The sequence below is a fragment of the uncultured Victivallis sp. genome, from assembly GCF_944391105.1.
GTDB lineage: Bacteria > Verrucomicrobiota > Lentisphaeria > Victivallales > Victivallaceae > Victivallis.
This window is the reverse complement of the sequence record NZ_CALXSK010000003.1, coordinates 35,249-46,627: the sequence shown is the minus strand read 5'-3', so window position 1 is coordinate 46,627 and position 11,379 is coordinate 35,249. Positions and strand designations below refer to the sequence as shown.

The following is an 11,379-nucleotide window of genomic DNA, read 5'->3' as shown; positions in this document are numbered from 1 at the left end:
GTCATCACAGAATTCCGACGGCTTCCCGAAGCCGGGAGGAGAATTCCTCCAGCGTATACTCTCCGCCGAAAACCTCCGCCCCCTGCCCGATCGCAAGAACCGGAGTAAGGGAAGTCACCACGCGCTTCGACTCCCAACGTGCACCGAGGTGACGGTCTCGCAGGCGCAACACTTCGTCGATCCACTCGCGATAGTCCCGCAATTCACTTCCCGAAGCGATGCCGGAAAAATGGTGAAGCGCAGCCGCAACCTCCGCATCTTCGAGCCGGGGAACATGGAAATAGAGCCGGTGAAGCAATTTGAGTTCCACTGCTCCGGGCGCAAAAAGTTCCCCTGCGCCGAGCAGTTCGAGCGCCTTGTCGAAACTGAGGGAAGAACGGTTCAACTCCGCAAGCAGAGCTGTCCGGCTCGGCCCGACCGGGAAATCCGCTCCCGGCTCTCCCGAAAGCTGGAACTCTCCGGCATCATACAGCGATGCGACGATCACAAGCGTATCTTCCGGATTCTCCTTGAAGAAACGCAACACCTCCCCCAGCGCCCGGTCATAGAGCCATAACTCCCGCAGCAGCATGGAGCTGTCGTTTTCGACCCCCGCGCGGCCGATGTTGCTGAAATCGGCCGCGAGAAAAAAACCGCTGCGGTTGTCGAGGCACTTCAACGCGGCATCGACATAATCGATCATGCGGTCCCGCTCCTCCCGCGACGAACGCTCCTGAGCATAACATTTTCCCGGCAGATCCCGGTGGCGGATGAACAGCCGGGTTGCCGGCGGGGAAAGATTCTTGAGTTCCAGCACATTGCGGTAACCAAGCTGCGCCATCACGCCGCCGATGCGATCCTCCGCAGACTCTTCCGGAGACACCTCCACCTCGCCCGCAAGAAAATTGAAATCACACAGCGGCAGCCAGTTTGCGACAGCGGCGGCACCATTTTCCAACGGCTCATGCGCGTAAAACGCCCCGGGCAGAGGTCCGGTCAATTTTCCGTCGGATACAATTCCGACCCGTTTCCCCCGAAGTCGCGCCAGCGTTGCAACGGAATCGAGCTCCTCACCGGAAGACAATCCTCCGACGGCGCCATCCTCGGCGCGGCCGAGAAGCGCACCGTTGACGGCCGCCACCGCCGGATTCCGGAAATCCCCCGCCAGCGGCAGGAGCGTCCCCTGAACCGGAAGCGCCGCAGTGTTCGACATCCCGGCGATCTCCTCACCAACGAGCCGGGCGAACTCAAGTTGCGCCTGATTCGCTCCGTTGATGAACAGCACGATCACATTCTTCGTCTCCGCAAACGCGGCGACGGAGCTGAAAAACAGGGCGAATACGAAACAGGCCGCCCGGTTCATTTCACTCTTCCGTTTTAAAACGGTTCCGACGCCGTTCAAGCTCCGTCAGATAAAGTTTGCGAAGCCGGATGTTCAGAGGCGTCACTTCCACAAGCTCGTCGTCCTCGATATATTCGAGCGCCTGTTCGAGCGACATCTTGCGCGCAGGGGCGATCTTCATGTTCCGGTCGCTCCCGGCCGCCCGCAGGTTCGTGAGCTGTTTCGCTCGCTGGACGTTGACCACGAGGTCGCCTTCCTTGCAGTGTTCCCCGACGATCATGCCCTCGTAACAATCCACGCCTGGCTCGATGAAGAACTCGCCGCGCTGCTGAAGTCCGTCGATCGCGAACGGGATCGCCTTGCCCTGCGCCATGCTGACCATCGTTCCGTTCGTACGGGAGGGAATCGTCCCCTTGAACGGCTCGTAGTGGTCGAACAAGTGCGAGACGATCGCCTCGCCCTGGCTCGCGGTCAGCGCCTTGCTGCGCAACCCGATCAGTCCACGGGTCGGGATGAAGAATTCAACCAGCTGCCGCGTTCCGCGCGACTCCATCTGGATGAGCTCTCCGCGCCGCTGGCCGACGATTTCGATGATCTTGCCCGCAAATTCGGAGGGAACGTCGACGCTGAGCCGTTCGATCGGCTCGTTCTTCACGCCGTCGATCTCCTTGCAGATCACCTGCGGCTTCGCGACGGCGAATTCGTACCCCTCGCGGCGCATCGTCTCGATCAGAATCGCGAGGTGCAGCACGCCGCGGCCGGAAACCTTGAACGCCTCCCCGTTGACATCCTCCACCCGCAGCGCCACATCGCGCTCCACCTCCTTGTAAAGCCGTTCGCGCAGCTGACGACTGCCGACGTACTTGCCCTCCCGCCCGAAGAACGGAGAGTCGTTGATTCGGAACATCATCGAGATGGTCGGCTCATCGATCGCAATCGCCGGCATCGCCTCGGGGTGTTCCGCATCGCAGATCGTGTCGGAAATGTCGATGTCCAGAATTCCGACAATCGCGCAGAGGTCGCCGCACTCGACCACGCTGGTCTCCTTGCGGCCGATGCCCTCAAAAGTGAAAAGCTGTTTCACCTGGGTGTTCTCAATGGTTCCATCGCGTTTGACGATCACGAGCGGCTTGCGGGTATCAAGCGTGCCGCGATAGACGCGGCCGATTCCGATACGGCCGACGAAATTCGAGTAATCGAGCGTCGCGACCTGGCACTGGACGGGTCCCTCGACCCGCTGCGGCGGAGGAACAAATTCGATGATCGCGTCGAGCAGCGGATAGATCGACTCGCGCGGATCGTCGAGATTCCGCACCGCCCAGCCGTCTCGCCCGGAAGCGTAAAGCAGCGGGAAATCGAGCTGTTCGTCGCTCGCGTTGAGTTCGCAGAAGAGATCGAACACCTTGGTATGCACAGCATCCGGCCGCGCGTCCGGCTTGTCGATCTTGTTGATGACCACCACCGGCCGCAGATTCAGCTGAAGCGCCTTGTCGAGAACGAAACGGGTCTGCGGCATCGGCCCCTCGGCGGAGTCGACCAGAAGAATCACACCGTCGGCGAGCTTCAGCACCCGCTCGACCTGGCCGCCGAAATCGCTGTGTCCCGGGGTGTCGATGATGTTGATCTTGACGTTTTTGTACTCGATGCTGATGTTTTTCGACAGGATCGTGATGCCGCGTTCGCGCTCCAGATCGTTGCTGTCGAGGAAGCAGTCGGCAACTACTTCGTTTTCACGGAAAATCTTGGCCTGCCTCATGATCTGATCGACCAGCGTCGTCTTGCCGTGGTCGACGTGGGCGATGATCGCAATGTTTCTCAAGTCGCGCATGGACTTTCATACCTCTGTTCGGATGTTGAAAAGTAAATCTTTACAATATAGCACAGGGAAGCTCGATTTTCAATGAAACATCACTTGCCGGATACGGAAAATACGTGTATATTATCGATACGTTCAACCCATATTTCGGAAAGTGTTATATCATGAACCAGAAAAACTTCGTCCATCCGCGCGACCAGATTGTGGACATCATGAAGCGTATCTACGGATACGGCATGACAACCACCAGCGGCGGGAATCTCTCGATCCTCGACTCCGACGGCAACATGTGGATCAGCCCCGGCAGCGTCGACAAGGGAACGCTGCGCCGCGAGGACATCGTCTGCGTGAAGCCAGACGGAACCATCGAGGGACGCCACAAACCTTCGAGCGAATCCCCGTTCCACCGTGCGATCTACAAGATGCGCCCCGACATCAAGGGGATTCTGCATGCTCACCCGCCCGCGCTCGTCTCCTTCAGCGTGGCCGGGAAGATTCCCGACACCAGCGTCCACGCGGCCGCAAAAAAGATCTGCGGCACGGTCGGTTACGCCCCCTACGAGGTTCCCGGCAGCGAAGCGCTCGGGCGGAACGTCGCGGCGGCCTTTTCGGCCGGTCACTCGACGATTCTGCTCGAAAACCACGGTGCCTGCACGGCGGGCTCCACGCTTCAGGAGGCGTTCCAGCGGTTCGAGACGCTCGACTTCTGCGCCCGGCTCATCAACCGCGCGATCCAGCTCGGCACGCCGCATTACCTCTCCGATACGGAGATCGAATTCAGCCAGCTCGACCGCAACATCGACTTCCGGCCGTTCGACCCGGAAGTGCGCTCCAGCGACGAAATGGAGCTGCGTTACCAGATGGCGCTGCTGATTCGCCGCGCCTACAAGCAGATGCTCTTCACGAGCACGGAAGGAACTTTCGCCGTGCGCGTCGACAAGGAGCGGATACTCATCACCCCGCGCAACGTCGACCGCGGCAACATCCAGCCCGAGGACATGGTGCTGGTCAAGGGGATGCGGTACGAATCGGGCCGCAAACTCAGCCGGGCCGCCTGGCTCTTCCGCGCGATCTTCGACGCCCAGCCGGAGATCAACTCGCTCATCATCGCGAACCCGCCGCACCTCATGGGCTACATGGTCGCGCACGAGGAGTTCGATCCGCGCGTGATTCCCGAGAGCTACATCCTGCTGCGGGAAATGCCGACTTTCCCGTTCGGAACCCAGTTCCGCGAGCTCGGGAAGATCACCGGAACGCTCTCGCCGCGCTATCCGATCATCATGATTCAGAACGACTGCATGATCTCGAGCGGCCGTACGCTGCTTGAGGCGTTCGACCGCATGGAAGTTGCGGAATACAGCGCCAAGGCGACCATCAGTGCGCGCAATCTCGGCGGGATGAAGCCGATCAACGACGAACAGATCGCCGACCTCGTGAAAGCGTTCAAACTCATCCCGTAATCATCGGGATCGAATTCTAAAATCGCGTCCCGGAGTTTTCCTGCGGAAACTCCGGGATTTTTTTCAATTTCCGAAAAGGGATTCCAGCAGCGATCTCGTTCCGATGAAGAGTCCGCAGAACAGCGCGGCCCCAAGCAGAATCCAGGCGAGATAGAGCCGGGGAGTTAAATTTTCGACTCCTGAATACTCCTCGACCCATCTCAAAAGCCGGTGGACGAAAATCAGCGAAACGATCATCACGACAAACGTGACGACTCCCGCCGAAAGAATGGATATCGCGACTGTCATGTGTGCGTTACAGCACTGTGCTGAACAGATTCATTGATTTTGAGCTTTCCGGTTTTTCTCCGCGAGAGAGTTCAGATCCAGCGCGTTGATCGCGCCGAAACAGGAGTGAACACCACGCACGATCATGCCGTCATACTCCGGGTCGTCCTCCATCCGCTGCGGCTTCACCGGCTTGAGCAGAGGACGCCCGCGCAAATCCAGAGGAATCATCTTCCGATCCACGATCCGGATCGCCTGAACATAGAACGGCGAAGAGTCCGACAGCTCCTCTTTCAGATAGCGCGTCAACCCTTCGCGGATTCCCCCTTTCTCCAGCTGCGGCGTCACGATCTCCACGCAGAGCAGCCGACCGAACATGAAAGTCAGCGCCGTGCAGGTCGCGGAACGGTCAAAGTGATTTCCGGCGAAAACCAGCGTCTCGCCGAACGCGTTCGGGATGCGATAGAGCGGCTTCTTCCGGTAAAACACGAACCGGGCAAGCTCCTGCTGTTCCGTTCCACCGAGAAGAAATCCGCAGAACGTCTGCCCGGCTTCCGCAATGTGCCGCCCGGCGGCATCCTTGAGCTCCTTCGGGTAGGTGAAGCAGATCCGTTCCGACCAGAGCGGACGTTTGCCGTTCCCGTTGCAGACCGGGCACTTCCTGCGTTCGATGACCCAGCGGGCGTAAGCGGATTTCGGCCTATAAAGCGGATTCGGTTTCTTGATCGAATTTTTTCCGCTGCCCATGCAGAAGAAACAGCGCACGGGAGATCCCTCGCGCTTCACAGAAAGCAGACTGGACGCGTGTTCATCAAGCAGTACTCCGATCCGGGAGATCTCCACAAGAAAATCGAGCTTCAGCACCTTCAGAACCGCCTCGATCATTTCGCGGTTCTCGGAAAACTTGTTCCGCAGATAAGTGTTGCTCCATTCCGCCGCCTCCCCCTCGATCAGCACCCGGCAGCGGCGGAAGCACTCTTCACGGAAATCCTGAAACCGCTCGAGCGTGAACGCCTCATCCTCCTTGAAGGTGTCGCTGATGCAGGAGACCCATTCGCTGCTTCGGCGCACCAGTTCCCGCTCGCGGCCGATCTTCTCCAGAAAGACCGGTTCGAGATCGGAGGGATCAAGATTGTCGATGCGGGTGGCAAACCGCCGCACCTGCCGCTTCAGTTTCGTCGCCTCGTATTTGGAACCGGTCGTGCTCCGATCCGGTTCAAGAATGCGCAGATATGTCGAGACGCCGATCACCTCTCCACCTTCGTCAAGCACCACAGGGCCGCCCGAGTTGCCGGGAACGAAAGGAGCATCGACTTCAATCTTATCCGGGCCGATGCCGAGCAGTTTCCCTTTCTGCGTGACGATCACATCGTCGCCAAGGCTGTTGCCGTAAGCAACCACCCCGGTGTCAATCGGAATGGCTCCCGCATCGCCGACCGCGGTCAGCAGTTCCCGCTGCTCCTGTTCCGCCCCCTCGTAGGAGATGATGACCAGATCGCGCGTTTTCGAGGCAAGCACCTCTTTCGGGACGTACTTCCGCCCGTTGATGTCCACAATCTCGGGATCTTTCATCGAAAGAAAGACATGCGCATTCGTCACGATGACCGGCTGCTCCCACAGCCAGACCAGAAAGGCCGAACCACGCCCGTCCGGCGACTTCACGATCAGATAGTAATCGCTGTCCCGCTCGCTGACGGCTGTTCCCCGGTGATTCTTCCGGATTCGCGACAGCAGCGAAGATTTCTGCCCGCTGCCGCCGGAATTCTCCGCATTGGCCTCCGCCGCCTCCGCACAGCAGAATGCGATTGCGCAAAAAGCGAGAAAACTGTTCCGGAAAAATCGTTCCACGCCCGCTCGACACCAGATCTTTCTCATCACAAGCCTCCTGACCACCCCGTTCCCGTTCAGACCGCAGGGGAGCTCTCCACCGGCGGCGGAGAGCTCCGGAATGATTTATTTCAACGAATCAAGCAACTCATTCGTACGCGCGAGCTTTTCCTCCATTGCCGCAAGCTGCGCCTTCGTATCCGCGACGACATTCTCCGGCGCTTTTGCGAGGAACTTCTCGTTGCCGAGCCGCGCTTTTGTTCCCGCGATCCAGCCGGTCAATTCCTTCTTCTGTTTTTCAAGCTTCGCCTTCTCCGCAGCGATGTCGATCAATCCGGCCAGCGGCAGATAGACCGTCCCGAGCGCACACACCTGAGACGGAGCCGCGCCATTCACCGCCGGATCGTAATCCGCAAGCGAAATCTCGATCTCTTCGGCGTTCAGCAGACTCAGCATCGAAGCCTTTTCCGACTCGAGGAACGCGAGCGACTCCGCGTCGACCGCTTTCACGAAGAACTTCACTTTCTTCCCGTCCGGAAGATTGTAGGATGCCTTCAGGAAGCGGCCCGCGCGCACAAGTTCGAACTTGCCGTCGATCCGGGCAAGCGCCGCCGCGTCCGCGTTCCGGAACGCGTCGTCCTCCGGGTACGGTTCGAACATGATCGTCTCCTCGTCCCCGAGGAATCCCATCTGGTGCGCAAGTTCCTCCGTGATGAACGGCATGAACGGGTGCAGCAGCCGCAGAATCCGGTAGAGCGCGTAGTCGAGCACCGCCAGCGCCCGCTCCTTCTCCGCGCCGCCCGCCCGCATCGGCACCTTCTCCGCCTCGATGAACCAGTCGCAGAAGCTCGACCAGACCAGGTCGTACACCTCATGTGCGGCGGAGTGGAACCGGAACTCCGCAATCGCGGTGTCGATCGAATCGATCGCCGCGTCGAGTTTCGCAAGCATCCAGCGCTCGTCGCCCGAGACGTTTGCCACAATGTCTTCCGGCAGCGCGCGGAAATGCGCGGAGGTATCCCCCTGCATCTGGCGGAATCGGCACGCGTTCCAGAGCTTGTTCGCGAAAGTCTTGCCGATCTCGCACTTCTCGTTGCTGTAGCGGATGTCCATCCCGACCGGCGCAATGTAGGTGATCGTGAAACGCAGCGCATCCGCGCCGTACTCCGCGATCACGTCGAGCGGATCCGGAGAGTTCCCGAGCGACTTCGAGAGCTTGCGCCCGAGTTCGTCGCGGATGATGCTCGTGAAATAGACGTTCCGGAACGGAATCTCCTTCATGAACTCGCACCCGGCCATGATCATGCGCGCAACCCAGAAGAAGATGATGTCCGGCCCCGTCACGAGGTCGCAGGTCGGATAGAAGTATTTGAGCTCCTCCGTCTTTTCCGGCCAGCCCATGATCGAGAACGGCCACAGCCAGCTGCTGAACCAGGTGTCGAGCACATCCTCCTCCTGGCGCCACTCGCCCGGAGAAGTCGGAGCCTCCTCGCCGACGTAGACTTCGCCGGTCGCATCGTTGTACCAGGCGGGGATCCGGTGTCCCCACCAGATCTGACGCGAAATGCACCAGTCCTGAATGTTCTCCATCCAGTGGAAATAGGTTTTGCTCCAGCGCTCGGGGTGGAACTTGATCTTTCCGGACTGCACCGCTTCGATCGCGGGCTTCGCGAGCTCCTTCATGTTGCAGAACCACTGATAGCTCACGAGCGTCTCGATCGGAACGTCGCCGCGTTCGGAGTAGCCGACGGCATGACGGATGTCCTCGACCTTTTCGAGCAGCCCCTGCTCCTCCATCATCCGGACGGCCTTGTCGCGCGCGGCGAAGCGGTCGAGCCCCTCAAACTCCTTCCCGGCGCGGGCATTGAGCGTCGCATCCGGATTCATGACGTTGATGACTTCGAGGTTGTGGCGCTTGCCGACTTCGAAGTCGTTCGGGTCGTGTGCGGGAGTGATCTTCACACAGCCGGTTCCCTTGGTCGGGTCGGCGTGAACGTCTCCGATGATCGGGATTTCCCGATCGGTCAGCGGCAGCTTCACGGTCTTGCCGATCAGGTGCTTGTAGCGTTCGTCCTCCGGATTTACGGCCACGGCGGTGTCGCCGAACATCGTCTCGGGACGGGTCGTCGCAACGACCAGATAACCGGAATTGTCCGAAAGCGGATAGCGGAAATAGTAGAATTTGCCTGCGACGTCCTTGTAGATCACCTCTTCATCCGAGAGTGCGCTCTTCGCGACCGGGCACCAGTTGATCATGCGTTGTCCGCGATAGATGTACCCCTTGTTGTAGAGTTCCACGAACACCTTGCGGACAGCGGCCGACAGCCCTTCGTCCATCGTGAACCGTTCGCGCTCCCAGTCGCAGGAGCAGCCGAGTGTACGGAGCTGGCGGATGATCTTGCCGCCGAACTCCCCCTTCCACTGCCAGACGCGGCGGATGAACTCTTCGCGTCCGAGCTGATCGCGGGAGGTGTTTTCCTTCTGACGCAGATACTTTTCCACCCGCGCCTCGGTCGCGATGCCGGCGTGGTCCGTGCCGGGGAACCAGCACACCTCTTCGCCCTTCATGCGGTGATAGCGGATCAGGATGTCCTGGAGCGTGTTGTTGAGCACGTGCCCGAGCGTCAGGATTCCGGTGACGTTCGGCGGCGGAATCACGATCGAATAGGGTTTCTTCTGCGGATTCGGTTTTCCGTGGAAGTAGCCGGATTTCTCCCAGTGCGGATACCATTTGGCTTCCACCGCCGCCGGTTCATAGGCGCGCGGCAAAGGTTCGCGTGTGCTCATATCGTTTGTTTCACTCCATCGTATCTCAGGTTATCAATGATGTTTACGGATTAATATAACATGAATCCGGCACAATTTCGCGGGGAACACTCCGGAAAATCCGATTTTTTCCCAAAACGGGAATGCGGCGTCAAACATCCACGCCGAACAGATTCACCGGCAGCATCAGAATTCGGAACACCAGTTCGAACGGCGCGATTCCTCCCTCGATGATGTTTCCGACGCCCGGCCCGAATCCGCCGAGCGGAAAGCCGAGGGTGCACTGCACGATTCCCCACGGCAGGTAGAGAATCCGGAATCCGGCCATTCCCGCCTTCGCCATGCCGCGCGCGGCACAGCCGATACCGTACATGACATACGGATGGGTCGCCTCGGCCATGCGCATTGCGGCGGGTGCGAGAATCGCGATCGTCACCGGATCCATCGCCTTCGCTTTCGGCGCGGCGAAAAATCCGGTCCCGGCAATTACCAGAATCAAAATCCAAATACGTTTTTTCACAAACCGTGGGACTCCATGTTCACAATGACGGCAGACGGTTTTTTACATTACATCTGCAAATTTATTTTTTCCATGCGACTCGGGAGTTTTTCGAAAAAAAAACGGGTTTCCTACGGAAAAAATCCTGAAATCGGCACAGGGGCCGTCGGGGATGGGGAGAGCTCCTGTCGCCCAGGCAAAAGATGGAGGAACGATTCGGGCAAGTTTCCGCACTTTCTTTTTGAACCATCCTGGCAGTAATATTCACAGCAGTCACGATGGCAGACAGGCAAAAACTTTATGAAAAAGAAGAATTCGAGCTTGACAACCGGGGATTTTGGAGTATATTAGTAAAACACAGAAAAAATGGTGGTTGTAGCTCAGTTGGTTAGAGCGCCTGGTTGTGGCCCAGGAGGTCGCCGGTTCGAGTCCGGTCTACCACCCCATTTCGTTGCGGGGTAGAGCAGTGGCAGCTCGTCAGGCTCATAACCTGAAGGTCGTTGGTTCGATTCCATCCCCCGCTACCATTTTTGTTTTCTCACCGGTTTAAGCCATGAATCATAGTTGCTTTTGAGCTTGAACAGAGGGCAGCTGAAAGATTTCCTTTTTGAGATAGAATACGTCTCGAAAGTCATCTGCCTGGCGGATGAGCCATCGAGTCTTGTTGTTGAATCCTTCGGTCGATGTTGAAATCCGCGGAATTTCTGGGTTTTTGAAGCAATGTGATCGACATTTTGCCTCCCGGGTTTGCGCTTGATGAGACAAAACGATAAGGCTAAGGTCGATCTTTTTCCATGCTATTCAGATTTTCAAAGCCGGTTTTGAGGCAAATCACGGCTCAAACCGGAGAAGAACCACTTTTCAATGAATGCCCGGATCTCATCCCGTACCCGCCGGTAACAATCAAGTTTCTCCTCCTCAGACCGGCACGATTCGGCCAGACGGGGCGGATCATCGAAGCCGGCATGGATGATACGGGTTCTGCCGGGAAAGAGAGGGCTGTTTTCATGAGCGTTTCCACAAACGGTTATCACATAATCAAAATCCAGCGTCGGCAATTCCGAGATCAATTTGGATTTTTGTGCGGAAATATCCACTCCGGCCTCCGCCATCACCTGAACGGCGTAAGGATTCAATCCATGTTTTTCGATGCCGGCGGAAAAAACTTCCACCACATCATTTTTCAAGGCGCGCGCCCAGCCTTCCGCCATCTGGCTGCGGCAGCTGTTGCCGGTGCAGAGAAACAGAAATCAACTTCCGTATCTTATCTCCAGACTTATCCTTTTATTTTCTGCTTATCGTTTGTTATGGTTTTATGGGTTATGGCTTTTTATCGTTGCTACTCTATGTTGCTATTTCTAATAACCGAACTGGAGATGGCTGCCTGCAGCTCGCATTTCCACTGATTTTCATAAGGCGACTG

At 58.0% G+C, this 11,379-nt stretch carries 8 protein-coding genes and 2 tRNA genes; 3 read left to right on the top strand and 7 right to left on the bottom strand.

Translation table 11 applies throughout. The annotated features are described in order from the left end of the window. Positions 1 to 4 precede the first annotated feature (4 nt). Both Q0K10_RS02050 and typA read right to left on the bottom strand, forming a co-directional pair. Positions 5 to 1,342: an alkaline phosphatase gene (locus Q0K10_RS02050; RefSeq protein ID WP_294502492.1), complete on the bottom strand. Its 1,338-nt coding sequence runs from the start codon at positions 1,340 to 1,342 to the stop codon at positions 5 to 7. A gap of 1 nt (position 1,343) precedes the next feature. Then, entirely contained in the window at positions 1,344 to 3,149 is a 1,806-nt protein-coding gene (gene typA / locus Q0K10_RS02045; RefSeq protein WP_294502490.1) for a translational GTPase TypA, read from the bottom strand. 152 nt (positions 3,150 to 3,301) lie between these two features. Here typA and Q0K10_RS02040 point away from each other — a divergent pair, with 152 nt between their 5' ends. Further along, positions 3,302 to 4,597 (top strand): class II aldolase/adducin family protein, encoded by a 1,296-nt coding sequence (locus Q0K10_RS02040; protein WP_294502488.1) that lies wholly within the window; start codon positions 3,302 to 3,304, stop codon positions 4,595 to 4,597. 63 nt (positions 4,598 to 4,660) lie between these two features. On the opposite strand, the gene Q0K10_RS02035 is transcribed toward Q0K10_RS02040, so the two are convergent. The 4 genes from Q0K10_RS02035 to Q0K10_RS02020 all read right to left on the bottom strand — a co-directional run bounded on the left by Q0K10_RS02035 (position 4,661) and on the right by Q0K10_RS02020 (position 9,977). After that, the gene (locus Q0K10_RS02035; protein ID WP_294502486.1) at positions 4,661 to 4,885 is read right to left on the bottom strand and encodes a hypothetical protein; all 225 of its coding nucleotides are present in this window, start codon (positions 4,883 to 4,885) and stop codon (positions 4,661 to 4,663) included. Positions 4,886 to 4,915: 30 nt separating this feature from the next. Further along, on the bottom strand, positions 4,916 to 6,739 hold the full coding sequence (locus Q0K10_RS02030; protein WP_294502482.1) for a serine protease: 1,824 nt from the start codon (positions 6,737 to 6,739) through the stop codon (positions 4,916 to 4,918). 78 nt (positions 6,740 to 6,817) lie between these two features. Then, on the bottom strand, positions 6,818 to 9,478 hold the full coding sequence (locus tag Q0K10_RS02025) for a valine--tRNA ligase (RefSeq protein ID WP_294502479.1): 2,661 nt from the start codon (positions 9,476 to 9,478) through the stop codon (positions 6,818 to 6,820). 130 nt (positions 9,479 to 9,608) lie between these two features. Next, positions 9,609 to 9,977: a hypothetical protein gene (locus tag Q0K10_RS02020; RefSeq protein WP_294502476.1), complete on the bottom strand. Its 369-nt coding sequence runs from the start codon at positions 9,975 to 9,977 to the stop codon at positions 9,609 to 9,611. A 348-nt stretch (positions 9,978 to 10,325) separates the two neighbouring features. On the opposite strand from Q0K10_RS02020, the gene Q0K10_RS02015 reads away from it, so the two are divergent. Both Q0K10_RS02015 and Q0K10_RS02010 read left to right on the top strand, forming a co-directional pair. Next, positions 10,326 to 10,402 (top strand) — tRNA-His (locus Q0K10_RS02015). 6 nt (positions 10,403 to 10,408) lie between these two features. After that, positions 10,409 to 10,483 (top strand) — tRNA-Met (locus tag Q0K10_RS02010). Positions 10,484 to 10,765: 282 nt separating this feature from the next. Here the strand turns inward: Q0K10_RS02010 and Q0K10_RS02005 are convergent. Next, positions 10,766 to 11,167: an arsenate reductase ArsC gene (locus Q0K10_RS02005; protein WP_294502474.1), complete on the bottom strand. Its 402-nt coding sequence runs from the start codon at positions 11,165 to 11,167 to the stop codon at positions 10,766 to 10,768. Between the last annotated feature and the right edge of the window lie 212 nt (positions 11,168 to 11,379).

Excerpts from the sequence above, each read along its gene's own strand:
- Q0K10_RS02025 (WP_294502479.1), bottom strand. The coding sequence starts at position 9,478 with ATGAGCACACGCGAACCTTTGCCGCGCGCCTATGAACCGGCGGCGGTG.
- typA (WP_294502490.1), bottom strand. The coding sequence starts at position 3,149 with ATGCGCGACTTGAGAAACATTGCGATCATCGCCCACGTCGACCACGGC.
- Q0K10_RS02005 (WP_294502474.1), bottom strand. The coding sequence starts at position 11,167 with ATGGCGGAAGGCTGGGCGCGCGCCTTGAAAAATGATGTGGTGGAAGTT.
- Q0K10_RS02040 (WP_294502488.1), top strand. The coding sequence starts at position 3,302 with ATGAACCAGAAAAACTTCGTCCATCCGCGCGACCAGATTGTGGACATC.
- Q0K10_RS02050 (WP_294502492.1), bottom strand. The coding sequence starts at position 1,342 with ATGAACCGGGCGGCCTGTTTCGTATTCGCCCTGTTTTTCAGCTCCGTC.
- Q0K10_RS02035 (WP_294502486.1), bottom strand. The coding sequence starts at position 4,885 with ATGACAGTCGCGATATCCATTCTTTCGGCGGGAGTCGTCACGTTTGTC.
- Q0K10_RS02030 (WP_294502482.1), bottom strand. The coding sequence starts at position 6,739 with ATGAGAAAGATCTGGTGTCGAGCGGGCGTGGAACGATTTTTCCGGAAC.